Source organism: Streptomyces sp. NPDC028907, assembly GCF_055564995.1.
Map to the genome: position 1 here is coordinate 234,403 of NZ_JBVHVE010000005.1, position 23,648 is coordinate 258,050.

Annotated in this window: 27 protein-coding genes and 1 pseudogene; 13 read left to right on the plus strand and 15 right to left on the minus strand. The window is 69.9% G+C overall.

What is annotated here, in order from left to right; translation table 11 throughout:
* Positions 1-259: 259 nt before the first annotated feature.
* The 7 genes and pseudogenes from ACZ4UU_RS17100 (at position 260) to ACZ4UU_RS17130 (ending at position 7,523) form a co-directional block, all read left to right on the plus strand.
* A pseudogene (locus ACZ4UU_RS17100) lies at positions 260-827 on the plus strand (flavodoxin family protein).
* A gap of 57 nt (positions 828-884) precedes the next feature.
* The gene (locus ACZ4UU_RS17105) at positions 885-1,535 is read left to right on the plus strand and encodes a (2Fe-2S)-binding protein (RefSeq protein ID WP_468040603.1); all 651 of its coding nucleotides are present in this window, start codon (positions 885-887) and stop codon (positions 1,533-1,535) included.
* 12 nt (positions 1,536-1,547) lie between these two features.
* Complete coding sequence (locus ACZ4UU_RS17110; protein ID WP_468040605.1) at positions 1,548-2,528, plus strand: FAD binding domain-containing protein; 981 nt, start codon at positions 1,548-1,550, stop codon at positions 2,526-2,528.
* On the plus strand, positions 2,525-4,738 hold the full coding sequence (locus ACZ4UU_RS17115; protein ID WP_468040606.1) for a xanthine dehydrogenase family protein molybdopterin-binding subunit: 2,214 nt from the start codon (positions 2,525-2,527) through the stop codon (positions 4,736-4,738). The genes ACZ4UU_RS17110 and ACZ4UU_RS17115 overlap by 4 nt, the downstream gene beginning before the upstream one ends.
* Positions 4,739-4,871: 133 nt before the next feature.
* Positions 4,872-6,026, plus strand: a complete 1,155-nt coding sequence (locus tag ACZ4UU_RS17120) for an XdhC family protein (protein ID WP_468040607.1) — start codon at positions 4,872-4,874, stop codon at positions 6,024-6,026.
* 8 nt (positions 6,027-6,034) lie between these two features.
* The gene (gene moaA, locus ACZ4UU_RS17125; protein ID WP_468041116.1) at positions 6,035-7,024 is read left to right on the plus strand and encodes a GTP 3',8-cyclase MoaA; all 990 of its coding nucleotides are present in this window, start codon (positions 6,035-6,037) and stop codon (positions 7,022-7,024) included.
* Between the two features lie 34 nt (positions 7,025-7,058).
* Positions 7,059-7,523 carry a molybdenum cofactor biosynthesis protein MoaE gene (locus tag ACZ4UU_RS17130; protein ID WP_468040608.1) on the plus strand — a complete coding sequence of 155 codons (465 nt, stop codon included), beginning with the start codon at positions 7,059-7,061 and terminating at the stop codon, positions 7,521-7,523.
* An 84-nt stretch (positions 7,524-7,607) separates the two neighbouring features.
* Here the strand turns inward: ACZ4UU_RS17130 and ACZ4UU_RS17135 are convergent, their stop codons facing one another.
* From ACZ4UU_RS17135 to ACZ4UU_RS17145, 3 genes are all read right to left on the minus strand, one after another.
* Entirely contained in the window at positions 7,608-8,495 is an 888-nt protein-coding gene (locus tag ACZ4UU_RS17135; RefSeq protein WP_468040610.1) for a helix-turn-helix domain-containing protein, read from the minus strand.
* Positions 8,496-8,808: 313 nt separating this feature from the next.
* Entirely contained in the window at positions 8,809-9,699 is an 891-nt protein-coding gene (locus ACZ4UU_RS17140; RefSeq protein WP_468040611.1) for a crotonase/enoyl-CoA hydratase family protein, read from the minus strand.
* A 164-nt stretch (positions 9,700-9,863) separates the two neighbouring features.
* A complete protein-coding gene (locus tag ACZ4UU_RS17145) occupies positions 9,864-10,496 on the minus strand; it encodes a TetR/AcrR family transcriptional regulator (RefSeq protein ID WP_468040613.1) in 633 nt (210 codons plus the stop codon).
* A 140-nt stretch (positions 10,497-10,636) separates the two neighbouring features.
* Here ACZ4UU_RS17145 and ACZ4UU_RS17150 point away from each other — a divergent pair, with 140 nt between their 5' ends.
* On the plus strand, positions 10,637-11,263 hold the full coding sequence (locus ACZ4UU_RS17150; RefSeq protein WP_468040614.1) for a TetR family transcriptional regulator: 627 nt from the start codon (positions 10,637-10,639) through the stop codon (positions 11,261-11,263).
* A gap of 34 nt (positions 11,264-11,297) precedes the next feature.
* Positions 11,298-11,432 (plus strand): hypothetical protein, encoded by a 135-nt coding sequence (locus ACZ4UU_RS17155; RefSeq protein WP_468040615.1) that lies wholly within the window; start codon positions 11,298-11,300, stop codon positions 11,430-11,432.
* A 271-nt stretch (positions 11,433-11,703) separates the two neighbouring features.
* Here ACZ4UU_RS17155 and ACZ4UU_RS17160 read toward each other — a convergent pair whose 3' ends face one another.
* Positions 11,704-11,826, minus strand: a complete 123-nt coding sequence (locus ACZ4UU_RS17160; RefSeq protein ID WP_468040617.1) for a hypothetical protein — start codon at positions 11,824-11,826, stop codon at positions 11,704-11,706.
* Between the two features lie 167 nt (positions 11,827-11,993).
* Here ACZ4UU_RS17160 and ACZ4UU_RS17165 point away from each other — a divergent pair, with 167 nt between their 5' ends.
* Positions 11,994-12,179, plus strand: coding sequence for a hypothetical protein (locus ACZ4UU_RS17165; protein ID WP_468040618.1), 186 nt, complete (start codon positions 11,994-11,996; stop codon positions 12,177-12,179).
* 111 nt (positions 12,180-12,290) lie between these two features.
* Here ACZ4UU_RS17165 and ACZ4UU_RS17170 read toward each other — a convergent pair whose 3' ends face one another.
* The gene (locus tag ACZ4UU_RS17170; RefSeq protein ID WP_468040620.1) at positions 12,291-12,893 is read right to left on the minus strand and encodes a MaoC family dehydratase; all 603 of its coding nucleotides are present in this window, start codon (positions 12,891-12,893) and stop codon (positions 12,291-12,293) included.
* Positions 12,890-14,485 (minus strand): phytoene desaturase family protein, encoded by a 1,596-nt coding sequence (locus ACZ4UU_RS17175; RefSeq protein WP_468040622.1) that lies wholly within the window; start codon positions 14,483-14,485, stop codon positions 12,890-12,892. The genes ACZ4UU_RS17170 and ACZ4UU_RS17175 overlap by 4 nt, the downstream gene beginning before the upstream one ends.
* Positions 14,486-14,569: 84 nt before the next feature.
* Here ACZ4UU_RS17175 and ACZ4UU_RS17180 point away from each other — a divergent pair, with 84 nt between their 5' ends.
* Positions 14,570-15,091, plus strand: a complete 522-nt coding sequence (locus ACZ4UU_RS17180; protein WP_468040623.1) for a winged helix-turn-helix transcriptional regulator — start codon at positions 14,570-14,572, stop codon at positions 15,089-15,091.
* 105 nt (positions 15,092-15,196) lie between these two features.
* Here ACZ4UU_RS17180 and ACZ4UU_RS17185 read toward each other — a convergent pair whose 3' ends face one another.
* The 8 genes from ACZ4UU_RS17185 to ACZ4UU_RS17220 all read right to left on the minus strand — a co-directional run bounded on the left by ACZ4UU_RS17185 (position 15,197) and on the right by ACZ4UU_RS17220 (position 20,497).
* Positions 15,197-15,385 (minus strand): hypothetical protein, encoded by a 189-nt coding sequence (locus ACZ4UU_RS17185; RefSeq protein ID WP_468040624.1) that lies wholly within the window; start codon positions 15,383-15,385, stop codon positions 15,197-15,199.
* A gap of 6 nt (positions 15,386-15,391) precedes the next feature.
* On the minus strand, positions 15,392-15,703 hold the full coding sequence (locus ACZ4UU_RS17190; protein ID WP_468040626.1) for a hypothetical protein: 312 nt from the start codon (positions 15,701-15,703) through the stop codon (positions 15,392-15,394).
* A gap of 42 nt (positions 15,704-15,745) precedes the next feature.
* A protein-coding gene (locus ACZ4UU_RS17195) for an IS5 family transposase (protein WP_468040627.1) occupies positions 15,746-16,677 on the minus strand; the annotation gives its coding sequence in 2 pieces (ribosomal slippage) (positions 15,746-16,342 and positions 16,345-16,677; 930 coding nt in all).
* 56 nt (positions 16,678-16,733) lie between these two features.
* A complete protein-coding gene (locus tag ACZ4UU_RS17200; RefSeq protein WP_468040629.1) occupies positions 16,734-17,210 on the minus strand; it encodes a YxiG-like protein in 477 nt (158 codons plus the stop codon).
* 209 nt (positions 17,211-17,419) lie between these two features.
* Complete coding sequence (locus ACZ4UU_RS17205) at positions 17,420-17,587, minus strand: hypothetical protein (protein ID WP_468040630.1); 168 nt, start codon at positions 17,585-17,587, stop codon at positions 17,420-17,422.
* Positions 17,584-18,084: a helicase-related protein gene (locus tag ACZ4UU_RS17210; RefSeq protein WP_468040631.1), complete on the minus strand. Its 501-nt coding sequence runs from the start codon at positions 18,082-18,084 to the stop codon at positions 17,584-17,586. Before ACZ4UU_RS17210 ends, ACZ4UU_RS17205 begins: the two co-directional genes overlap by 4 nt.
* A 118-nt stretch (positions 18,085-18,202) precedes the next feature.
* Positions 18,203-18,352: a hypothetical protein gene (locus ACZ4UU_RS17215; RefSeq protein WP_468040633.1), complete on the minus strand. Its 150-nt coding sequence runs from the start codon at positions 18,350-18,352 to the stop codon at positions 18,203-18,205.
* A 342-nt stretch (positions 18,353-18,694) separates the two neighbouring features.
* On the minus strand, positions 18,695-20,497 hold the full coding sequence (locus ACZ4UU_RS17220; RefSeq protein ID WP_468040634.1) for a thiamine pyrophosphate-requiring protein: 1,803 nt from the start codon (positions 20,495-20,497) through the stop codon (positions 18,695-18,697).
* A gap of 248 nt (positions 20,498-20,745) precedes the next feature.
* Between ACZ4UU_RS17220 and ACZ4UU_RS17225 the strand changes: the two genes are divergently transcribed.
* Entirely contained in the window at positions 20,746-21,534 is a 789-nt protein-coding gene (locus ACZ4UU_RS17225) for an RNA polymerase sigma factor SigF (protein WP_468040636.1), read from the plus strand.
* Positions 21,535-21,577: 43 nt separating this feature from the next.
* Here ACZ4UU_RS17225 and ACZ4UU_RS17230 read toward each other — a convergent pair whose 3' ends face one another.
* On the minus strand, positions 21,578-22,705 hold the full coding sequence (locus tag ACZ4UU_RS17230; RefSeq protein ID WP_468040637.1) for a PAS domain-containing protein: 1,128 nt from the start codon (positions 22,703-22,705) through the stop codon (positions 21,578-21,580).
* A 124-nt stretch (positions 22,706-22,829) separates the two neighbouring features.
* Between ACZ4UU_RS17230 and ACZ4UU_RS17235 the strand changes: the two genes are divergently transcribed.
* Complete coding sequence (locus tag ACZ4UU_RS17235) at positions 22,830-23,546, plus strand: ANTAR domain-containing response regulator (RefSeq protein WP_468040639.1); 717 nt, start codon at positions 22,830-22,832, stop codon at positions 23,544-23,546.
* Positions 23,547-23,648: the final 102 nt, after the last annotated feature.

Consider the following 23,648-nt stretch of genomic DNA (forward strand, 5'->3'; position numbering starts at 1 on the left):
CGCTCTGCCTGCTACTGCCAGACGTACCAACGGCAGTGGTACATACCCGCGTCGTCCCAAAACCGTCTGCTCGTTGTCCAGCGCCGAATACCGCAGAGTGGACGCCGTACCGCACCGCTGGCCCGGTGAGGCGGCTGCCGATCGTGTTCCGCCCCCGGCCGCCGGACTCCTCCCGGGCCGATGGGCGGCCTCGTTCGCCGCCGCGCGAACCGTGTCCCGAGACGCCGGCCCGACCGGCGCCGCCCGGGATGTGGCAGCCATGACGCCGCCCGGCGGGACTGGTCACACAGCGGTCGCCCACGCCCCCCACCCAGGAGATCCCCTTGTCAAGCATCCGCTTCCCGACTACGACGATCTGCGGCACCGCGCGGGGCACACCACGCGGCCCGAGGAGAGCGGAAACCTCGCGCGGCTCTTCGAGGCCACCCTCGCCGCGACCGACATCGTGATCGCCTCCCCGGTGGACTGGTTCTCGTTGTCCTCGCGCACCAAGCGCTACCTGGACCACTGGACGCCCTGGCTGTACGTCCCTGATGTCGACTTCAGGGCGGCCATGGCCGGGCGCACCCTGTGGGCTGTCACCAGCTCCGCAGGTGAGTCGCCCAGGGGCGCCGAACCGCTGGTCGGCACCCTCAACAACCTGGCCGCGCACCTGCAGATGAACTTCGGTGGCGTTCCTGTACGGCAACGGCACCGCACCGGGTGACGTGTTGCGGGACACCGACGCGCTGACGCACGCCAAGACGTTCTTCGCCCAGGACGCGCAGCCCGCCCGCTTCCCGGGCGGCTACACACGGCCCGACTCCGACACCGCCTCCGCCGCATAGCCGCTCGCGGCACCACTGCTTACCACCACCCGTCCTCTGCCGACCGAGAGAGTGCGCATGTCCATCGACCCCCCAGAGTCACCAGTTGCTCCACCCGAGGGATCTCCCGAGGCAACTTCGTCCGACCCGTCCAGGCGCACGTTCATCGCGACCACCACCGTCGCCGGCGCGGTCGTCGCGGGCGGCCTCATAGCCGGGCCGTCCGTGTTCGGCGCCGAGTCCGCGGACACCGCCCAGGCGGCGCCCAGCAGTCGCGTCACCCTGACCGTCAACGGCGTGCGCCGCACCGTCACGGTCGACAACCGCACCTCGCTGCTGGACCTGCTGCGCGAACACCTCGGCCTGACCGGTTCGAAGAAGGGCTGCAACGCCGGCGCCTGCGGCGCCTGCACCGTCCTGGTCGACGGCCGCCGCGTCAACTCCTGCCTGACGCTGGCGGTGCGGCTGGACGGCGCCGAGGTCACCACCATCGAGGGCATGTCCAAGGGCGAGCGGCTGCACCCGCTGCAGCAGGCGTTCATCGACCAGGACGCCTTTCAGTGCGGCTACTGCACCCCGGGACAGATCATGTCGGGCGTCGGCTGCATCCAGGAGGGGCACACCGGCTCGCCGGAGGAGATCCGGGAGTTCATGAGCGGCAACATCTGCCGCTGCGGCTGCTACGTGAAGATCGTGCGGGCGGTCGAGCAGACCGCGCACGGGAAATGAGGCACGGTCCCCATGCACCCCTTCTCCTACACCAGGGCCGCCACCGCCCGGCAGGCCCTCGACGCGGGCCGCGACGGCGGGCGTTACATCGCCGGCGGCACCACACTCGTCGACCTGATGCGTGAGACCGTCGAACGCCCCCGCACCCTGGTCGACATCAGCGCCCTGCCCCTGCGCGAGATCGTGGTCACCCGGCGCGGAGGCCTGCGCATCGGGGCCCTGGTGCGGATGTCCGAGGCCGCCGCCCACCGGGGCGTACGCGCCCTGTACCCGGTCATCTCCGAGGCGCTGGAGCTGAGCGCGTCGGCGCAGCTGCGCAACATGGCGACCATCGGCGGCAACATCATGCAGCGCACCCGGTGCACCTACTTCCGTGATGTGACCGCCGACTGCAACAAGCGGGAGCCGGGCTCCGGTTGTGCGGCGCGCGACGGCTTCAACCGCACCCACGCGATCCTCGGCACCTCCGACGCCTGTGTGGCCACCCACCCCTCCGATGTCGCCGTGGCCTTCGCCGCACTGGAGGCGACCGTGGTCGTACTCGGCCCGGACGGTGAGCGCAGCGTGCCCTTCGCCGACTTCCTGCTCCGGCCGGGCAGCACACCCAACCGCGAACATGCCTTGCGCAAGGGCGAGTTGATCACCGGTGTCGAGATTCCGGCCCTTCCGCGTCCGCTCAGGTCGGGCTATCTGAAGGTGCGTGACCGGCAGTCGTACGAGTTCGCGCTCACCTCGGCGGCCGTCGCCCTGCACATCCGCGGCGGGGTGATCCGCGAGGCCAAGGTCGCCGCCGGAGGCGTGGGCACCGTGCCCTGGAAACTGCCCGCCGTCGAGCGAGAGCTCCTCGGGCGGCGGCCGTCCGACGCTCTGTGGACCAAGGCCGCCGCGCGGGCGGCGGACGGGGCCCGGCCCCTCCACCACAACCGCTTCAAGGTCGAGTTGCTCAAACGGACCGTCGAGCGCCAGCTGCGCGTCGTAGGAGGTGGCAAGTGAGCCCGCAGCCACAGGCAGCCGTCGGAGCGCCGCTGTCCCGGGTGGACGGGCGGCTGAAGGTGACCGGCCAGGCCAAGTACGCCGCCGACCACGTCCCCGACGGGGCGGTGCACGCCGTCGTCGTCGACAGCCGTGTCGCGCGCGGCCGTATCACCGGCATCGACACCCGCGCCGCGAACGCCCAGCCAGGCGTCCTGGGCGTACTCAGCCACCTCGACAAACCCGAGCTGGCCTACCGCGAGAACCAGGGCGCCTGGCTGGACCCGTTCGTCGGCGAACGGCTGCACGTCTTCCAGGACGACAAGGTCCGCTTCTTCGGACAGCCCGTCGCCGTGGTCGTCGCCCGCACACTGGAGGCCGCACAGCACGCCGCGGACCTGGTGAAGGTCTCCTACGACGCCGAGCGGCCCTCGACCGACATGACGGCACCCGGAGTCCCGGAGAACGAGCCCCAGCCCCAGCAGAACTACGCGCGCGGCAACCCCGAAGAGGCGCTGGCCTCGGCGGAGGTGAGGCTGGAGGGCACCTACCGGCTCGCCCGCAACCACCACAACGCGATGGAGCTGCACGCCACCGTCGCCCGCTGGGACGGCGAGAGGCTCACCGTCTGGGACAAGACCCAGTGGACGCTGGGAGCGCGGGACGAACTCGCCGCCGTATTCGGCATTCCGGCGCAGAACGTGCGCGTGATCTCGCCGTTCGTCGGCGGCGCGTTCGGCAACGCGCTGCGCACCTGGCCGCACTCCACCCTCGCGGCCCTCGCCGCCCGGGAGTTCCGCCGCCCGGTCAAGCTCGTCCTGACCCGCGAGCAGCTGTACTACGGGGTGGGGTTCCGGCCCGCCTACGAGTACCGGCTGCAGTTGGGCAGCACCCGCGGCGGACGCCTGACCGCGGCCGTTCACCGTGTGCGGGCCGAGACGTCGACGTACGAGAACTACGGCGAGGGCGTGCTGGTGCCGGGGCAGATGCACTACGCCACGCCCCACGTACGCCAGGCGTACCGGACCGTGCCGCTGGACGTGAACACACCGACGTTCATGCGGGGTCCCGGCTACTCCACAGGCGTCTTCGCCATGGAGTCGGCCCTGGACGAACTCGCGTACGAGCTCGGCGTCGATCCGGTCGAACTGCGGCTGCGCAACGAACCGGAGGAAGACCCCGCAAGCGGGCTGCCGTTCTCCACCCGGCGGCTGCGTGAGTGTCTGCGGGTCGGCGCCCGCGAGTTCGGCTGGCATCGGCGCAATCCCAGGCCGCGCTCCCGGCGGGACGGCGACTGGCTGATCGGCATGGGCATGGCCAGCGGTGTCTACGACACCCTGCGCATGCGGTCCGAGGCACGCGTGCGGCTGGACGCCGACGGCACCGCCCTGGTGCAGGCGTCGACCAGCGATATGGGCCCCGGCACGTACACCTCCGTGACGCAGCTCGCCGCGGACGCCCTGGGCCTGACCATGCGCACCGTCCGCTTCCAACTCGGCGACTCCTCCTTCCCGGCGTCCCCGCCGCACGGCGGCTCGCAGACCATGGCCGGGGTCGGCTCCGCGGTCCAGGACGGCTGCGACAAACTGCGGCAGGAGGCGATCAAGCTCGCCGTCGAGGACGAGCGGTCGCCGCTGCACGGCGTCGACGCCGCCGACGTCGTCGTCCGCGGCGGACGGCTGCATGTGGCCGCCGACCCGGCGCGCGGGGAGACCTACCGGCAGTTGCTGGCCCGCAACGGCCGTACGCACCTGGAGGTGACCGGGACCTTCGCCCCGACCGGGGACGACCGGTTCTCCATGTACGCCTACAGTGCGGTGTTCGCCGAGGTGGCCGTCGACCGGCGGCTGGGCCTGGTGCGGATGCGGCGGATGCTCGGCGTCTACGACGTCGGACGGGTCATCAGCCCCAAGCTCGCCGACAGCCAGGCCCTCGGCGGCATGGTGGGAGGCATCGGCGGGGCGCTGCTGGAGCACACGGTCACCGATCACCGCGACGGCCGGATCGTCAACGCCAACCTCGCCGACTACCTCGTGCCCGTCAACGCCGACATCCCCGACCTCAAGGCGGTCTATCTGGACGGGGAGGACCGTCACGCCGACCCCATCGGTGTGAAGGGCCTCGGCGAGATCGTGGCCATCGGCGTGTCGCCGGCCATCGCCAACGCCGTCTTCAACGCCACCGGACGACGCGTCCGCGAACTTCCCATCACCGCCGAAGCCCTGATGTGAACCCCGGACGGCCAGGCCTCCCTCCCCCGGGGGCCCGCAGCTGATCCGGTCGGCCCGCCGCCGCGCCCCACCATCCCCACGCCGGCGCGGCGGCGGGCTCCCCCCACCGCCCACCCACCGAAGGACACCCCTCATGCTGAACATCGCGGACACGCTGTACCACTGGTGCCGCGAGGCCCGCCCCTTCGCCCTCGCCACCGTCATACAGGTCAGCGGCAGCGGGCCCCTGCCACCGGGCACCTCACTGGCCGTGGACACCGACGGCGACGTGGCCGGCAGCATCTCCGGAGGATGCGTGGAAGGCTCCGTCTACGAGCTGTGCCAACAGGTCCTGGAGTCGGGCGAACCCCCGATACGGGCCTCGTTCGGCTACTCCGACGACGACGCCTTCGCCGTGGGCCTGACCTGCGGCGGCGAACTGGAGGTCCTGGTCCAACGGATCGACCCCGCCGACCAGCCCCACCTCACCACCGCCCTGGAACAGGTGTCGGCCGGTGTGCCCATCTCCGTGGCCCAGGTGATCGACGGGCCACAGCGCCTTCTCGGCCGCACCCTGTCCGTCTTCGGGGGCGGCAGCGCGTACGACGGGACACTGGGCAGCCAGCGGACCGACCGTACGGTGGCCACCCAGGTCCGCGCCCTGCTGCGGGCAGGTCGGACCGCGCGCGTCGCCGTCGGCGGGGACGCCGACACCTGCCCGGAAAAGCTGACGCTCCTGGTCCACACCCAGGCGCCGCCGCCCCGCATGCTGATCTTCGGCGCCGTCGACTTCGCCGCCGCCCTCAGCCAGGCCGGACGCTTCCTCGGCTACCGGGTCACCGTCTGCGACGCCCGCCCCGTCTTCGCCACCGCCGAGCGCTTCCCGCACGCCCACGAGGTCGTCGCCGACTGGCCGCACCGCTACCTGGAGCGCACCGAGGTCGACGCCCGCACCGCGATCTGCGTTCTGACCCACGACGCCAAGTTCGACATCCCCCTGCTCCGCAAGGCCCTCAAGCTCCCGGTCGGCTACATCGGCGCGATGGGTTCCCGACGCACCCACGAAGACCGTCTGGAACGTCTGCGGAAGACCGGCGTGTCCGAGGAGCACCTCGCCCGTCTGCACTCACCGATCGGACTCGACCTCGGCGCCCACACCCCCGAGGAAACAGCGATCTCCATCACCGCCGAGATCATCGCCCACAGCAACAACCACACCGGCCTGCCCCTGTCCCGCGTCCCCGGCCCCATCCACGGTTCCGTCCCCGTGACCCAGGTGTCGTCGCAGACCGAGCTCCTGGCTGTATGAGGCCGCCCGTGCTCATCGACGCCTACGGCCGGGTGGCCACCGACCTGAGGGTCTCGCTCACCGACCGCTGCAATCTGCGCTGCACGTACTGCATGCCCGAGGAGGGCCTGCAGTGGCTGGCCAAGCCCGATCTGCTCACGGACGACGAGATCGTCCGCCTGATCGACATCGCCGTGACCTCCCTCGGCATCGAGGAGGTCCGCTTCACCGGCGGTGAGCCCCTGCTCCGCCCCGGCCTGGTCGGCATAGTGGAGCGGGTCGCGGCCCTGAAGCCACGCCCGCAGATGTCGTTGACGACGAACGGCATCGGTCTCAAGCGCACGGCGACGGCGCTGAAGGCGGCGGGACTGGACCGGGTCAATGTCTCCCTGGACACCCTGCGCCCGGACGTCTTCAAGACCCTCACCCGCCGCGACCGTCACAAGGACGTCATCGAGGGCCTCGACGCCGCCCGCGAGGCGGGCCTGACCCCGGTGAAGGTCAACTCGGTCCTGATGCCGGGGCTGAACGACGACGAGGCCCCGGACCTGCTGGCCTGGGCGGTGGAGCACGACTACGAGCTGCGGTTCATCGAGCAGATGCCGCTGGACGCCCAGCATGGCTGGAAGCGCGACGGCATGATCACCGCCGGGGACATCCTGACCTCGCTGCGCACCCGCTTCGAGCTGACCGAGGAGGGCTCCCAGGCTCGCGGCTCGGCCCCGGCGGAGCGCTGGATCGTCGACGGCGGCCCGCACCGCGTAGGCGTGATCGCCTCGGTGACCCGCCCGTTCTGCGCGGCCTGTGACCGCACTCGCCTCACGGCCGACGGCCAGGTTCGCACCTGCCTGTTCGCCCGCGAGGAGACCGACCTGCGCGCGGCCCTGCGCTCGGGCGCCCCCGACGAGGAGATCGCCCGCATCTGGCGCCTGGCGATGTGGGGCAAGAAGGCGGGCGCGGGCCTGGATGGCCCGTCGTTCGTGCAGCCGGACAGGCCCATGTCAGCCATCGGTGGTTGACCGAGTGACAAGCAGGTCAGGGAGGTACGCAGGCATGGCAGCCGACCGAGACCACGAGCACCCCGGCGAGCAGGCGCACCCGCATCCGATCAGGCTGCTCGCGATACGGCGGACACCGCTCTCCCTGGACGATGTGTTCCAGGCCGTCGGCGACGAAGCGGCAGGCGGGATCGTGCTGTTCGTCGGCACGGTGCGCAACCATGACGGGGGCGCGGGCGTGGACGCACTGGGGTATTCGTGCCACCCGACGGCGGAGGCAGAGATGCGGCGGATCGCGGAGAAGGTCGTGGCGAACCACCCGGTGCGTGCCCTCGCCGCGGTGCACCGGGTCGGTGAACTCGCGTTGGGAGACACGGCGGTCGTGGTCGCCGTCGCCTGTCCCCACCGGCAGGACGCCTTCGCGGCCTGCAGGCAGCTGATCGACGACCTCAAGCACGAGGTACCCATCTGGAAACACCAGAAGTTCTCGGACGGGACAGATGAATGGGTCGGTGCGTAGCGCCGTCGTTGGGGGGTGGTGGTCGGGCGACGGGTGGGCGGGTCGGCGCGTGATGCCGTCACAGGCTCTGACGGGGCCCATGTCTCAGCGCAGCGGCTCCGTCTCCCAACTGGCCAGCATCCGCAGGGCTTCCTCCGAGCGGGAGCCGGGCTCGGCGTGGTAGGTGACCAGCCGCATGGGGGCGCCCCCGGGCAGGGCCATGGGCTCGTGGACGAGGTCGAACTCTCCCACCAGCGGGTGCCGCATCCGCACGGTCTCGCCGACGGTCCCGCAGCTCACCTCGTGCCGTGCCCACAGCTGCCGGAAATCCTCGCTCTTCTGCCACAACTCCTGGATCAGCGAAGAGAAGTGCGGGTCCTCGGGGCTCTTGCCGGCGTTCATGCGCAACGCTCTCGCGATGCTCAGAGCAGTGCTGTCCGGATCGGCGAACCTCTCGCGCGCCGCGGACGAGAGGAAGGCCAGCCGGGCCGTATTGCGCTCCTCGGGCGGCAACAGGCCCCAGTCCCCGAAGACGGCGGTGGCGAGCCTGTTCCACCCCAGGATGTTCAGGCGCCGGTCGACGACGTAGGCGGGCACCCCGAGCGCGTCGAGCAGGTGCTGCACGCTGGGCCGCAGTCGCTGCTGTGGGGGCGCGGTCTGCGTCGCGCTCTGCCGCTCGGGCTGGGCCAGCCGGACCAGATGGTCGCGCTCCTCCACGGTCAGACGCAGGGCGCGGGCGATGGCGTCCAATACCTCGGACGACATGGTCTCGCCGTATCCCTGCTCCAGGCGCGCGTAGTACGCGTACGACACCCCTGCCAACTGCGCCAGCTCCTCGCGCCGCAGCCCGGGGACCCGCCGCCGGCCGTACGACGGCAGGCCCACGTCCTCGGGCCTGAGCCGGGCCCTGCGAGAACGCAGGAACTCCTTCAACTCGGCGCGCCGGTCGAGTCCGGACGTCACTTGGTCATCAGGCGCCACATGTGAAGACATCTCCGCCCTCCGGTTGTCATACGTGCCTTGCTGATGCGGAGCAGCGTACAGCACCGACTCCAAGAGTCATCTTGATACTCAATCTCAGAGAGATATAGACTCTCCTTATGAGACTTCACTTCGAACGGGAGTGTTTCTCGTGAGCAAGATCTGGTTCATCACTGGTTACTCGCGCGGCTTCGGCCGCCAGTTCGTCACGGCGGCGTCGCCGGTGTGCAGCCATCCGTCGGGGGCGATGGTTCGGGCGGTGGCCTCGGGACCGGCCGGGCGGCGTCGGCAGGCGGTTACGAGAGGGGCATCGGTCCGTGCATCGTCACTCCTCCAGATCTTGCGCCGTGGGGACCGGGCCGCCGCCGTCGGGAATCCAGCGGCCCGAGTCGCGCCACTTGACGGCCTCGTGGAAGCCGTGGGTCGCGGCGAACTGCTGGAACCAGCGGCCCTCCGGTGAGTGCCGGGTGATGCCGTCGAAGAGGGTGGCCAGGATCTGGGTGCCGTGCAGGCCCATGTTGTCGTACGCCTGATTGATCATGAGTTTCTGCATGGCGAGCTGGTTGACGGGCACCCCCGCGATCCGGTCGGCCAGTTCCTCCACTCGCGCGTCCAGATCCCGTGGCGGCGCGGCGTCCAGCACCAGGCCCCAGTCGGCGGCGGTCCGGCCGTCGATGGTGTCCCCGGTCAGCAGCATTCGCTTGGCGCGTTCGGCGCCCAGCCGGTACACCCACATCGCCGTGGTCGGGCAGCCCCACACCCGGGCGGGCATGTAGCCGATGCGCGCGTCCTCGGCCATGACGACCAGGTCGCAGGACAGGGCGATGTCGCTGCCGCCGGCGACGGCATGGCCGTGCACCTTGGCGATGGTGGGCTTCAGTGACCGCCACAGGGTGAAGAAGTCGTCGGTGAAGCCCTTCATCCAGGCGAAGTCCTTGATCGGATCCCACACCGGGTTGCCGTCGGTGGCGCCCTGCGTGCCGTGGCCGTCCTCCGCGGAGATCTTCAGGTCGTATCCGGAGCAGAAGGCCCGGCCCGCCCCCTGGAGCACGATGACGTGCACGTCGGGGTCGTCGTTGGCGCGCCGGACGGCGGCGGCGATGTCACCGGGCATCCGGAAGTCGATCGCGTTGAGCCGGTCGGGACGGTTGAGGGTGAGGTACGCCTTACGGCCCTTCACCTCGTACAGGACGGTGGACTGCTGATCGTCGGTCATATGAGCTCCGTACGGTGTCGGTCTGCCCGGCGGGCCGGGAGCGGCGGTGGGTTCAGGGCCCCGGGGCGAACGGGTGGAGTGCGGTGGTCGGCCAGAGGTTCGCGACCCCTCCGGTATCGATCTGCGCGAACTCACCGCCATCGGTGGGAGTGGATGAGGGGCTCTCAGCTCGTTGGCGGGGGCGATGCGGCAGCAGGGGATCCTGACGATCCGGTGAGCAGCGGTCGCACGATCCGGCCCCACCCCTCCAGCAGTGCGTCGCGGTCCGTGTCCTCCCGGTACAGCACGTCGGAGATGGCCATGCCGCGCAGCAACTGCACGGTCAGCTCGGCAATCGCCGGGTAGGTGGCCGATGCGGTGAGTTCGGGGCCCATGACCTCGTCGACCACCCGGTACAGGTCCCGACGGGCCGCCCCTTCGGCACGGCGCAGTACGTCCCGCAGCCGGGCGTCGGTTCGGGACACCGCCCACAACTCCATCTCCGCACCGAACGATTGCCCACACATGACGGACCGCAGCACGCGCAACGCGCGTGACAGCGGGTCACCGTCCGGCCGTGCCGCCGCCAGTTCCTCGTGCACCGCCTGTTCGTTCCGCGCGACGAGCAACCCGATCGCGGCCCCGAACAGGTCCTCACGGGTGGGGAAGTGATGCAGCAGCGCGCCTCGGCTGACACCGGCCCGCCGCTGCACCTCCAGAGTCGTCGTCGCGGCGACGCCGACCTCGATCAGCGACTCGACCGCCGCGTCCACGATCTGTGCCCTCGTGGCGTCGCGCTGTTCGGCACGCCTGGTCATGACCGCCTCCATGTTTCGGCAGTCAGTATTGACTGCCAATTGAGCTTGTCACGGTCAGTCCTGACTGTGAAGGGGCGCGCGCCAGGGCTCTGCGCTCTGATACTCGGTATCAAAGTGAGTCCTTGATGTATCGTGCAGGTATGTCTGAAACCGCCCGCGCCGCCAACAAGTCCGCACGCAAGCCGCCCGGCCTGCGTGAGCGCGTGCGTGCGACGGTTCAGGCGGAAGTGGTCCAGGTGGCGCACCGGCTCTTCACCGAGCAGGGGTTCGACCGGACCACCGTCGACCAGATCGCCGCCGAGGTGGGCCTGTCACGCGCCAGCCTGTTCAGGTACTTCGGCACCAAGGAAGACATCGTCCTGGGGCGCCTGGAGGAGTCCGGCCGCCAGATCGCGGCGGAGCTCGCCGCCCGCCCCGACGACGAGCAGCCCTGGGAGGCGCTGCGCCGGGCCTTCGACGTCCTCACGCCGATCAACGAGGCGGCGCCGCCCGAGCAGGTACTCAGCTATCTGCGCATGGTCCAGGAGACCCCGTCCCTGCGCGCCCGGCACCACGAGAAGCAGCTGAGCTGGAAGAAGCTGCTTGTGCCGGAGGTCGCCCGGCGGCTGGGGGCCGACCCCGACCGGCCCGAGGACACCAGGCCGAGCGCACTGGCCGCGGCCGCGCTCGGCTGCCTGGACGCAGCATCCACGGCGTGGGTGGCCTGTGAGGGCACTGTCCCGCTGGCCGTGCTGCTCGACCGGGCCATGGGCGCGTTGGCGAAGTAGCCCGGCCCGCCGCTCCGTCGCGCGCTTCGCTTCCATGCTCACTGCGCCACGCGGAAACGGCTGCTACCGCAGCGAGCGCCCGCGCGGGCCTGGCAGCACAGGCCTGTGTCTCCAGTGGCCCACCACCGGTGGCACCAACCAGCAGCGGAAGCTGGTGGAGATCGCCTGACCCTGACGCAGTGAGCCCCAGGACGGGGCAGGACCGGACGACACCTTGCCCCGCCCTGTTCGCAGGGGTGAACGAACGGCGTTTCTTCTGCCGCCGCACCGAACCTCCCGCGGTGCGCTACCTCGGATCGGCCGCCCACTTCCCGCAACCGAGGGGGCCTTCGCCGGCGGGGCCGTGCTGCCCTCGGCGATGGTGCGCGCGTTGCCCGCCGGGATCGACCTGCGCGTCGCGGCCCCTGGCCGAGTCGGCCGCCGTCGCCTGGCACGCCGCGTCACAGGCGGGCGACCTCCACGGCAAACGCGTCCTGGTCATCGGCAGCGACCCCATCGGCGTCCTCGCCGTCGCGGTGGCGGCACGGGCCGCTGCCGCCGAGATCGTGGCGGTGGACCTGCATGCCAGACCCCGCGAGAACGCGAGGGCGGCGGCGCGACACGGACGATCCACGCCGGTGACGCCGAAGCGGTCGCCGTCGTGCACGCGGACGTCGTGATTGAGTCGTCCAGTCACCGGGGAATCGCATCGGCCATCCGGGGGTGACGCCCGGGGCGGGTCGGTGGTGTATTGGTCGGCCTCACGCCGAGCGGTGACCAGCCGGTCCCCGTCGCGCAGGCCATCACCCGGAAACTGCGCCTGGTCGGCTCGCTCCGGTTCAACGATGAGATCGACGAGTCGATCACCGTGATCGCCGGCGGATCCTTGGCCTTCGACCCGGTCAACACCCACGAGATTCCCGAGGCAAGACACTGAAGGCACTGGCCGCCGCAGCCGACGCATCGGTCTCGGGCAAGGCCCCGCTCGCCTTCTGACCGGCACAGCAACGCCCGGAGATCTTCCGGGCGTTGTGTCGTCACCGGACCATCATCCTGCTCTGCTCATGTCCGGGCGGCGCAGCAAGAGGTTCATGGCGCTCATCGTCAGCACCGTCTGCCCGTGCTGATCGAGGACCTCGATGCCGGTGTTGACGAGACCGCGATCCGGCTTGGAGCGTGAGACGCGAGCCTCTTGGACCGTTGCCCGCAGGGACAGCCTGTCGCCGGGTCTGACCGGTCGGACCCAGCGCAGTTCGTCGATGCCGGGTGAGGCCAGGCAGGCCACCTTGCTGACGTAGTGGTCGACATACATCCGCATCGTGACGGAGCAGGTGTGCCAGCCGCTGGCGATGAGACCGCTGAACGGGCCCTGCTGCGCTGCCTGCGGATCGTTGTGGATGCTCTGCGGGTCGAACTCGTCGGCGAATTGGAGAATGTCCTCCCTCGTCATGGTGATGCTGCCGTAGACGTACACGGCACCCGGCACGTAGTCCTCGAAGTACCGGTCCTCGATCGGGGTGGCGAAGTCGGTGTCGCTCAGGACCGTGGTGGCGCCCGAGTTCGTTCGCCTCAGCGAATCGGCCCTCGACAGCCGAGAGTCGGGCCGGTCACGCGTATACGAGGCACTGGCCTGCTCGCCGCCGCCGTTCACGCGGTCTCGAGGTCTTGCAGGGCGTCGCGCTCCAGGGCCGCGGAGGCGGCGACCACACCGCCCATGATGGCGCCGCTGACGCCGGCCGATGCGACGTCCTGGCCGGTGAGGAGGAGGCCCGGGATATGAGTGTGGGCGCCGAGGTCACGCACGGCGAACCGTTGCGGGGTGTGGGCGAGGGACATGAAGTCGCCCCTCTCCTTGCCGAGGAAGTGGTTGAAGCTGAGCGGCGTGGCCAGTTCGGTGTGGTCGATGCGGCCCTCCAGCTGGGGGCAGAAGCGGAAGACCTGGCCGAGCAGTTCTTCGGTGAGCCTGTCCTTGAGGCGCTCGTAGTCGGCGCCCCGGCGCATCCAGGCGCTTCCCGCGTACGGCTCGAACAACGACCAGGTGGTGAGTCCCGCGATGTCGATGGTGGTGCGTCCTGGGTAGCGGCTCTCCCACGTCGGGTCCTTCACGGAGGGGAAGGTGATGAAGTACGTCGGCATGGCGCGGTGTTCGGGGTCGGCCTCGAACGCGGCGATGTCGCCGTCGATGTCGGGGCCGGCGTGGGCCCAGATGTTGGCCGGGTTCAGGTCGAGCCGGTCGCCGGATTCCCGGATGCCGATGTTGAGCATGACGTACGTCTGGGAAGGGCCGATGGCGTGCAGGGAGTCGGTGAGCCGGGTGGCTTCGGGAGTCTGGTGGGGCAGGAGCCGGGTCAGGGTGTTGAGCGCACCGGCGTCGCTGATGACCAGCGGCGCTCGGAAAGTCTTTCCGTCCGCCATGAGGACTCCGCCGGCCGAGCCCTTGTCGTCCAGTACGACTTCCTTGACCTCCGCGGAGATCAGGACGGTTCCTCCGGCGCCGGTGATCACGTCCGTTGCGGTCTCCGCGAGGCGTGCGGAGCCGCCGACGGGGTAGTTCGCGCCGTTGATGTAGTGGCGGATGAGCATGGCGTGCATGCCGAACGAGGCGCGGCCGGGGGCGAGGGAGTAGTCGCCGTAGTGGCCGCAGAGCACCGCGCGCAGTTCCGCGTCGTCGGTGAGGTCGCTGAGGACGTCGGTGACCGTGCGGTCGGCGTGCGAGAGGAAGGGTGCGGCCAGGTCGTCGTAGAGGGTGTCCGCGACGGAGTGCGGCAGGCTGCGGTGGGCGAGGTAGGGGCGAGCCGCGCGGTTCGCGGCGTGGACCAGATCGACGTACTGGTCGATGGCCTCGGACTCGCGGGGGAAGTACGCCTTCATCCGGTCCTTGAACTGCTGCACGCCGGACCGGTACTCGTACTCCCGGTCCGCGATGAAGACGCGGTTGTACACGTCCGGCATGGCAGCCCACTCCAGCTTGCCGCCGCTGATGTGGTCGAAGATCCGGCGCAATCCACTGGTGGGCCGGTGGACGTCGCCCATGTAGTGGAGCCCGGCATCCCATTCGTATCCGGCGCGCCGGAACGTCTGGGTGGCGCCGCCCGCCGTCGAGTGCTTCTCCAGCACGAGCACCCGTTGCCCGGTCCGGGCCAGGAAGGCCGCTGTGGTCAGGCCGCCGATGCCCGATCCGATGACGATCGCGTCCCATGCCTGGCCGACCGTGCTGCGGTGGTAGCTCTCACCGATGCTCACGTGGTGCCCTTTCATCTGGCTTCGGAAAACAGAAGTCAGCATACGGGGGTGGATAGACTCGGGCAACACACCGGAGAGGGACACGTGAGCAACGAAACCGAAGCAGCCACCGCGGGGCATCCGGGGCGATGGCAGCGGGACGCGTGGGACATCGAACCCGACTCGATCAACCTCGCCCTGCGGTCCCTCAGCCCCCGGACCACGGGCGTGATCATCAGGGAGGCCTTCTACGGCACGCGCCGCTTCGACGACTTCGAGCGCCACTGCGGCATCAGCCCGAGCGTGCTGTCCGCCCGCCTGCGGGACCTCGTCGCCGACGGCATCCTCGAGAAGACCCGCTACCGCGCTCCCGGGGCGCGCGGCCGCGACGAGTACCGCCTCACCGACAAGGGGCGCGCCCTGCTGCCCATCCTGATCGCCCTGAACAACTGGGCCGAGCGCTGGATCGTCCCGGACGGCGCCTCCACGCTCTCCCTGCTCCACCGCGACTGCGGAAGCCCGGTCCAGACGGCCGTGACCTGCGAATCCGGACACGACATCACTGCGCCCAGTGACGTCGTGGCAGCCCCTGGCCCCGGCGCGAAGCCCGCGTCCGAGTCCGACTGACGCTCACCCGGTCCGTTGCCCGTTGCACCCAACACCAGCCCGAGACCGGCGATCGGAGTCGTGAGCCGGACGCATGCGTCGTCATCCCCGCAGACGAGACCGCACCTACTTCAGCGCTCCGGCCGACACGCCCTTGATGATGCTGCGCTGCGCGACGGCGTAGAAGATCAGGATGGGCAGGATGGAGATCACGGTGGCGGCGAGCAGGATCTGCTGCTGTTCGGGCACCCGGTCCGGCACTGAGCCTTGTGCGGCGAGGGAGCCCAGCGCCAATTGGTCTGGCTGCCCGCTCATGGCGTCTCAGCTTGGGGCGGGGCGGGGCGGGGCGAGGTCGGGCGGGTAGCCCTTGGCACGGAGCCAGGTGTCGAGGGCCAGAGCGACGATGTCGCCGTGGGGAACGTCATGGTCGGCGTTGTAGCGGCGGATACGTCGCTGGAGTTGCAGGATGTCGGGGACGGCGTAGTTGAGCTGTCCGCGTTTCGTGTGGCGGTTGCCGAGGATTGTAAGACTGTCTGGGTGCGGAGTGAGCGGATCTTCGGCGGGCTCGGACTGGGCTTCGAGTGCGTCGGCTCTGTCGCGTAGCCGTCGGGCGTGGTAGGTGAGGTCGGGCACGAACATTGCTCCGGTCGGTCCGGCTAGGACTTGTCCGGCCGATCATGTCCGGAGCCAGATGATGATGGCTGCGGCGGTTGCCGTGCCGAGGTAGACGTAACGACGCTTGTCGTATCTGGTAGCCACTGCCCGATGCTGCTTCAGTCGGTTGATGGCCCGTTCGACGGTGTTGCGTTTCTTGTACCGCTCTTCGTCGAAGCCGGGTGGTCGCCCGCCGCGTGAGCCTTTGCGCAGGCGGGCGGCCTGACTGTCAGCCTTCTCCGGGATCGTGTGCCGGATGCCCCGGCGCCGCAGGTACTCACGGCAGGGCCCGTTGCTGTAAGCCTTGTCGGCTGCGACGCTGTCGGGCTTCTTGCGCGGCCTGCCCGGCCCGATCTTCGGGACGCGGATCTTTTCCAGGACCGGCTTGAACTGCGTGCAGTCTGCTCGCTGGCCTGGCGTGACGATCAGAGACAATGGGCGGCAGCGGCCGTCCGCGCTCAGGTGGACCTTGGTGGTGAACCCGCCGCGCGAGCGGCCCAGGCCCTCACCTCCAGCACCACCTCCACCAGGCGGGCGTGCAGGCTCTGCCACGGCGTTTCGCGCTGATGTTCTGGCCCTTCGGCCTCCTTTGAAGCGAGAGCCTGCGGTGGGTCGATGCGGGCCCCCGCCGCATGCTGATGCGCCCGCACGATGGTGGAGTCGACCGAGACATCCCAGTCGATCTCGCTTGCGGCGTCGGCCGCGGCCTGGACCTGCTGGAGCAGACGCTCCCACGTCCCGTCGGCCGACCACAGCCGGTGCCGTTCGTAGACCGTCTTCCATGGCCCGAACCGTTCAGGCAGGTCACGCCACTGCACGCCGGTCCGCACCCGGTGCAGAATCCCGTCGATCACCTGCCGGTGATCCCGCCACCTGCCACAACGCTGGTTACTGACCGGCAGGAACGGCTGCAGCCGTTCCCACTCCGCATCACTCAGATCGCCCCGCCCCATGACATGAGGAACGATCCAGAGACACGGCGGTCACAAGATCACACGAACCCTGATCCCTAATCTGTCACGAACGGTGCGTATCCCGCCGGGACCTCGCTCACCTGAAGATCAGAGAAGATCAAGGTCAGGTTGTGAGCGTTGGTCTCGATGCGAACCTCATGGAAGTCGATCCCGACGGCCTTCGACCAACGGCGGGCAGCCTCCGACTCGGGGAGAAGCTCAGCTCCTGGGTACATGCAATGACACTTCACGCCCCAGACGTAGCCGCCGAGGTCGGGGTCAGCAGTTTCGTGATCGAGGAGACGATCGTCCAAGGAGACCTGCCAGATCTCCGCGGGCACTGACGTCTCACATCGGGCCTCGACGCAGTACCGGAAGAGGTACCGCCGGCAGGCCGGCGCGACGCCGGTGCTGGGGGCAGCCGTCGCGTAGATGAAGACCTCGTAGTCGCGCATGTAGTTGGTGTATCCGTGGTGCACGACAGCGTGATCGAAGGTCTCGTCGAGCATCTGCTCAAGTACGGCGGTATCCATGCCGCCCTTCTACCTCACTCGGCGAGACCTTCGATAACGAGATTCACGGGTGTTGGGCGCCATTGCCTCAGATCGCCCGGACAAGTCCTAGTGGCGAGCGCGTCGTTGCTGTGCACGGCATCGGCAACTACAACCCGAACAAGAACCCTGGGGACGCCGCCGCAGCCCTGAGCGCAAAGTGGGCTGCTGCGCTGCGGACTCCGGCTCAGCTACACGCCGCGTACTCGGACGGGTTTTCGCTCCCGTGCCACGAGCCAGGCGACCCGGTCTCGTTCGTCGATCGCAACCGGGTAGGTGAGCAGCCGGTCGCCGAAGAACGGCGCGAGCGCTTCGGGCTTCCACCGCAGAGTGCTGGTGCGATAGACGACGGTGCTCATCCGCGGTGCGATGTTCCGGAGTGAGACCTCCTCGGGCAGGCTGGAGAAGGCCTCTTCGAAGTCGCTGAGTTCTTCCTGCTCGCCGACCGCGTGCGCGGAGAGGATCTCGATGACGTCGTCCAGTCGGCGTCCTCGGCATACAGTTTCTTCAACTTCTCATCGAACTGAGTCTCGGTGCGATTGACGACGACGGTGGCCGTCCCGATCGAAGTGCCGGCCACTCGGGCGAACCTGCCGATGAACTGCGGCGTGATGCCCAAGCTCTTGTGCTGGTCATGGATCGCCGCGATCTTGAGCGAGGGCAGATCGAAACCTTCACCGAGCATGTCGACACAGACGACGATCTTGCTGCTCCGGTCGTGCAGCGCTTCCAGCGAGGCTTGGAGGTCTGTCTTTCGGCCTTTGCTGTGCAGGATGACAGGGTTCAGGCCGGGAGCGAGCTCCTGGTAGAGCGGCAGAACATCCTCGGCGCGACCGATCCGCTTGACCTGAGCCATGAGGAGGTGGTCGTAGCCGGCAGCCAGATCCGCGCGGAGAAGTTCGACGACCGGCGATGGGCAGCACGGTCGGTGGACTCGCGACTGACTGTCGGCCCGGGCTCTCTTCGAGGGGGCATCAGTCGTCCCGCTCACCGTTGCTGCGGCTGCGGGAGCGCGCGATCACGGCCGCTGCTCCCGGGACCGCGGAGCGCAGTGCCCGGTGCGTGGTCGCCGAGCAGATGTCGTCGCAGGCGCGGTGGCGACGGCTCCCGAGCGAAGGGCGCACGACTTGTCCTCGACCTCTGAGCGACAGGGCACGTTCGGGACGGGTGACCGTTCCCGGAAACCGACGGTGGCCGCGGCAAGCGGTTCTGATCCCCCTCCTTGACTTCGGGTGTCGGGCACAGGGAGATGGCGGCGGCAGAGCCGTGTGCGCCACCGGCATCCGCGAGGATCTCCAGGAACGGGCCCTCGGCCAGGAACTGGGCCAGTCCCGGCTGTCTCGCCTGGGTGATGCCGGCGCAACTGCCCGGCCTGCGTAGGTACGGCACTGAACAGTTCACCGCGCTACTGAACTGACCACTGAACTGTTTCGTGCGCAACTGAACTCTTCAGTGTCGTTCAACACTCAGCCGCCCTTCTTGTCCCGCCCCGGCAGGAACTCCTGCATCTTCGCCTTGAACCCCTGCCTGACCATCGACCCGCGATCCGCGTCCCCCTTCAGGATCGACGAGGCCGTGGCCTCCATCTGGTCCCACGTGGCATGCGGCGGGATCGGCGGTACGGCGGGGTCGGTGAGGAACTCGATCACCGCGGGACCGTCCGCCTCCAGGCCCGCGCGCCAGCCCGCCTCGACGTCCTCGGGCTTCTCGACGCGGATGCCGGTCAAGCCGAGGGAGCGGGCGAACGCGGCGTACTGCACGTCCGGGAGCTCCTGGGACGGCAGGAAGGACGGGGCGCCCTCCATGGCGCGCATCTCCCAGGTGACCTGGTTGAGGTCGTGGTTGTTCCACACGGCCACGACCAGCCGCGGGTCCTCCCACAGGTCCTGGTACTTCGCCGCCGTGATCAGCTCGGCCAGGCCGTTCATCTGCATCGCGCCGTCGCCGACCAGCGCGATGGCCGGGCGGTCCGGGTGGGCGAACTTGGCGCCGATCGCGTACGGCACCCCGCAGCCCATCGTCGCCAGCGTCCCGGACAGCGACGAGCGCATGCCAGGCCGCATCGTCAGATGGCGGGCGTACCAGTTCGCCGCCGACCCGGAGTCGGAGGACACGATCGCGTTCTCGGGGAGCAGCGGGTCCAGGCAGCGGGCGACGTACTCCGGGTTGATGGGGTCGGCCGACAGGTCCGCCCGCCGCTCCATGACCTCACGCCAGCGCGTCACGTTGTCGCAGACCGTGTCGTACCACTCGCGGCCCCGCTCCTCGGACCTGATCAGCGGGATCAGCCGCTCCAGCGTCGCCTTCGCGTCGCCGACGAGATTCACCTCGTACGGGTAGCGCATCCCGACCATGTGCGGGTCGATGTCGATCTGCACGCCCCGCGCCTTGTCGAAGTCCGGCAGGAACTGCGTGTACGGGAAGGACGATCCGATGGTCAGCAGCGTGTCGCAGTCCCGCATGAGCTCGTACGACGGACGCGTGCCCAGCAGCCCGATCGAACCGGTGACATACGGCAGTTCGTCGCTCAGCGCGTCCTTGCCGAGCAGCGCCTTGGCCACCCCGGCGCCCAGCAGTTCGGCGATCCGCTCCACCTCCGCCCGCGCACCGGACGCGCCCTGGCCGACCAGGATCGCCACCTTGTCACCGGTGTTGAGGATCTCGGCCGCCCGGTGGATCGAGTCGTCGGAGGGGATCGCCGTCCAGCTGCTGCGGTCCAGGCTGGAGGGCACCATCTTGAACTCGTGCGTGGGCGGCGAGTAGTCGAGCTCCTGGACGTCGCCAGGGATGATGATCGCCGTGGGCGCGCGGCGCGCGTACGCGGTGCGGATCGCCCGGTCCAGGACGTTCGGCAGCTGCTCGGGGACCGTCACCGTCTCCACGAAGTCCGAGGCGACGTCCTTGAACAGCGTGTGCAGGTCCACCTCCTGCTGGTACGAGCCGCCCATCGCGGTGCGATGCGTCTGGCCGACGATCGCCAGCACGGGGACATGGTCGAGCTTGGCGTCGTACAGACCGTTCAGCAGATGGATCGCACCCGGTCCGGACGTCGCCGCGCACACCCCGAGACGGCCGCTGAACTTGGCGTAACCGACCGCCTGGAACGCGGACATCTCCTCGTGCCGGGACTGGATGAAACGAGGCTGGTTGTCGGCACGGCCCCAGGCGGCGAGCAGGCCGTTGATGCCGTCGCCGGGATAGCCGAAGACGTGCTCCACATCCCACTCGCGCAGGCGCTGCAGGACATGGTCGGCGACCTTGGTGCTCATGTGCGGGACCTCCTGGGCTCCGGGGGACTGCGCGGCACCACTCCGAGTGACCCTGCGGGCCGGTGGAAAACCTCAACGGGCGTTTGCGGGCGAGGGGCCGGGGCAGGCGAAGAAACAGTGCTTCGGACAGGAGGCACGTCCGTGGGAGCGGGGATCACCCGCCACGGGTGTGTCCGGCTCCGGTGCACGCCCGCACTCCCATGGTGACCGTCCAAGCCAGAGCACAACCAAGGGAGTTGCGACGCAGAATGCCCACTTCAGTGAGCGCGAAGCACCACCCGCACGACGACGCACCCGACACCGCGGAGGACTTCCGCAAGCTCGCCACGCTGCCCGAGGGCCAGCAGCGCGACACCGTCCGCGAGAGGATCGTCGAGGCCTGGCTGCCCATGGCCGACCGCCTCGCCGGACGGTTCCGCAGCCGCGGCGAGAGCTTCGACGACCTGCGGCAGGTCGCAGCCCTCGGCCTGGTCAAGGCCGTCGACCGCTACGACCCCGAACGCGGCAACGCCTTCGAGAGCTACGCCGTGCCCACCATCACCGGCGAGATCAAGCGGCACTTCCGCGACCACATGTGGACGCTGCACGTGCCGCGCCGCGTCCAGGACCTGCGCAACCGTGTCCGGTTCGCCGTCCAGGACCTCCAGACCGTCTCCGGGCGGCGGCCCACGGTCGCCGAGATCGCCGCGCACGCGGACATGAGCGAGGCCGACGTCAAGGTCGGTCTTGAGGCGCTGGAGAGTTTCACCGCGCTGTCACTGGACGCGGAGCTGCCCGGCAGTGACGACGGGTACTCGCTGAGCGACGCGCTGGGCTCAGCCGATCCCGCGCTGGACACGGTCGTGGACCGTGAGGCGGTCGCGCCTCGGCTGGCCGCGTTGCCCGAGCGTGAGCGGGCGATTCTGTACATGCGGTTCTTCGGGGACATGACGCAGAGCCGGATCGCGGAGCAGCTGGGGATCTCGCAGATGCATGTGTCCCGGCTGATCAGCCGGTGCTGCAGTCGGGTGCGGGAGCAGGTCCTCGGTGCCGGGTAGCGCCCACGCGGCGGAGCCGCGAATCGACACAGGCCCGCGCCCCTCAGGGGATTGCTGTTGCCGCCAGTGACACGTGGCGGGACATCGTGTCCAGCGCCTTGGCCTCCGCCATCGAGAAGGCCAGGCGGGCTCCGCAGCGGAAAAGCGTGAGGACGCCCTGTACGGCATCCCCGACCAGCACCGGCACGCACAGCAGTGACGTGACGTCTGCCTGTGCGAGGACGGGAACGCCGTCCGGGGTGTGGCCGAAGGCGGTCGGGTTCGAGGGCCGGACCTGGAGGGTGGGGGAGGCCGTGCGGGCCGTCTCCATGACGAGCGGGCACGTGGCCGGGGCCTGGGCCGCGACGGCGCTCGCCTCCTTCTCCGAGGGGGCCAGGACCTTCGTACGGGAGAGTTCGGCCGTGCCCGTGTCGGCGATCACCCAGTCGGCGAAGCGGCCGTGGAGGACCTGGGCGGCCCGGCTGAGGACCGCGTCACGGTCACCGCGCGGTGCGGTCAGCAGGGTCGTGGTCATCTCGTCCAGGACGTCCATCAGGGACGCGTGCCGGGTGGTCTCGGTCAGGTCGGGGACCTGGGGCGTCGGGCTCTCGGCCGCGCTCGGGGACCCGGTCGCGGCAAGGTCGCCGGGTTGCAGCACCACCAGCACCGTGGTGTGCGGCTCCCCGCTCGGGCGTACTGCGGTCAGGGTCGCGTGGACCGGCACGGAGGGGCGCTGCTGGAGACGCACGGTGAGGCCGCGGTCGCCCTCGCCGCGGGCCACCGCGGCCGCCTGGGAACGGAACGCGGCCCGGTCGGCGTGGGCGAGGAACCCGGTCAGCGGCCGGCCCGTCGCGTAGCCCGCGCGGACCCCGGTGAAGGACGTGGCCGCGAAGTTCAGCCGACGCACCACCGCCTCCCGGTCCACCAGCGCCACGGGCAGCGGAAACCGCTGGAAGACCGCGCGCAGCAGATGCTGTTCCTGGCGGTCGGCGGACGTCGTACGGGGCGGCCCGGCCGACGACAGCCGCTCGAACCACGGCCACAACTGGTCGGCCACATGGTCGAGTTCGAAGATCGCCGCGTCCAGTACGGTCGGCAGGTCCCCTCCGGACACGGACCGCGCCGCCTTGAGCTCCGCGACGCGGCGCACGAAATCCGCGAGCTCTTCACCGAATTCGTCGGTCTTCGCCATGAGGACGAACCTAGCTCCTGACCACGTGGCGCGGGGCGCCGGGGACCCAACCGGTTCTGCCTGTTCTTCCGTTGTTTTCCCCGCGCGGGTCCGGGAACGCGCGGGGAGAGAGGAGGAGTTGAGGATGCCCGCTCAGCACCCTGTGGAGCACTGGGCACGCGAGTCGGCCGAAGCCGCCCTTCCGGCGCGCAGGTTGTCCGAACTGGTCGAACAGGCCGTGCGCTGCACCTCCGACTGCTGCGGGGCCAGCAGCCTGGTCGCCGAGCCGGCGGCCGAGCGGCCCGCCGCCGTCACCCATCCCGACCTCGCCGGACTCGTCGCCGTACAGCTCCGCTCCGGGAACGGACCCATTCCGGCCGCTCTGGAACGCGGCGAACCCGTCGGCTCGGCCGACCTGCTGCGCGACGAGCGCTGGCCGGAGTACCGCGCCGTGGCGCTCGACTCGGGCGTGCGCTCCAGCGTCACGCTGCCGTTCCGCCGCTCCGGGCTGACGGTGACGCTCAGTCTCTACAGTTTCCGGCCGGGCGCCCTGGAGGACGCCGCCCACGGGCCCGTGCACGCCCTCGGTGACTTCGCCGCCGACTGCCTGGTCCGCGACCGTTCGTATCGGGCCGCGCTCACCGAGCTCGACCAGCTGGGCACCGCCTTGCGCTCCCGGCCCGTCGTCGACCAGGCGTGCGGCATCGTCATGCACGTCCTCGGCTGCGACGCCGACGCCGCCTTCGGCGTGCTGCGCCGCATCTCCCAGGGCACCAACCGCAAGCTGTCGGACGTCGCCGCCGGAGTGGTCGGCAGGCGGGGGCGCGGGCTGGAGCGCGACCTGGCGGCCTTGCTGAACTGACGGGACGGAGGGCGGGGGCAGAGGGCGGGGACGGGGGCAGGCAGAGGCCTCGGTGATGTCACCCGCTCGGGCGTCACCGTCCCGCGAATGGTGCCCGGCCGC

Bases quoted from the DNA above. Each gene is read 5' to 3' on its own strand.
- ACZ4UU_RS17105 (WP_468040603.1), top strand. From the start codon at position 885: ATGTCCATCGACCCCCCAGAGTCACCAGTTGCTCCACCCGAGGGATCT.
- ACZ4UU_RS17110 (WP_468040605.1), top strand. From the start codon at position 1,548: ATGCACCCCTTCTCCTACACCAGGGCCGCCACCGCCCGGCAGGCCCTC.
- ACZ4UU_RS17120 (WP_468040607.1), top strand. From the start codon at position 4,872: ATGCTGAACATCGCGGACACGCTGTACCACTGGTGCCGCGAGGCCCGC.
- ACZ4UU_RS17130 (WP_468040608.1), top strand. From the start codon at position 7,059: ATGGCAGCCGACCGAGACCACGAGCACCCCGGCGAGCAGGCGCACCCG.
- ACZ4UU_RS17135 (WP_468040610.1), bottom strand. From the start codon at position 8,495: ATGTCTTCACATGTGGCGCCTGATGACCAAGTGACGTCCGGACTCGAC.
- ACZ4UU_RS17140 (WP_468040611.1), bottom strand. From the start codon at position 9,699: ATGACCGACGATCAGCAGTCCACCGTCCTGTACGAGGTGAAGGGCCGT.
- ACZ4UU_RS17145 (WP_468040613.1), bottom strand. From the start codon at position 10,496: ATGACCAGGCGTGCCGAACAGCGCGACGCCACGAGGGCACAGATCGTG.
- ACZ4UU_RS17150 (WP_468040614.1), top strand. From the start codon at position 10,637: ATGTCTGAAACCGCCCGCGCCGCCAACAAGTCCGCACGCAAGCCGCCC.
- ACZ4UU_RS17155 (WP_468040615.1), top strand. From the start codon at position 11,298: ATGCTCACTGCGCCACGCGGAAACGGCTGCTACCGCAGCGAGCGCCCG.
- ACZ4UU_RS17160 (WP_468040617.1), bottom strand. From the start codon at position 11,826: ATGCAGGTCCACCGCCACGATCTCGGCGGCAGCGGCCCGTGCCGCCAC.
- ACZ4UU_RS17185 (WP_468040624.1), bottom strand. From the start codon at position 15,385: ATGAGCGGGCAGCCAGACCAATTGGCGCTGGGCTCCCTCGCCGCACAA.
- ACZ4UU_RS17200 (WP_468040629.1), bottom strand. From the start codon at position 17,210: ATGGATACCGCCGTACTTGAGCAGATGCTCGACGAGACCTTCGATCAC.
- ACZ4UU_RS17205 (WP_468040630.1), bottom strand. From the start codon at position 17,587: ATGAGCACCGTCGTCTATCGCACCAGCACTCTGCGGTGGAAGCCCGAA.
- ACZ4UU_RS17210 (WP_468040631.1), bottom strand. From the start codon at position 18,084: ATGGCTCAGGTCAAGCGGATCGGTCGCGCCGAGGATGTTCTGCCGCTC.
- ACZ4UU_RS17220 (WP_468040634.1), bottom strand. From the start codon at position 20,497: ATGAGCACCAAGGTCGCCGACCATGTCCTGCAGCGCCTGCGCGAGTGG.
- ACZ4UU_RS17225 (WP_468040636.1), top strand. From the start codon at position 20,746: ATGCCCACTTCAGTGAGCGCGAAGCACCACCCGCACGACGACGCACCC.
- ACZ4UU_RS17230 (WP_468040637.1), bottom strand. From the start codon at position 22,705: ATGGCGAAGACCGACGAATTCGGTGAAGAGCTCGCGGATTTCGTGCGC.
- ACZ4UU_RS17235 (WP_468040639.1), top strand. From the start codon at position 22,830: ATGCCCGCTCAGCACCCTGTGGAGCACTGGGCACGCGAGTCGGCCGAA.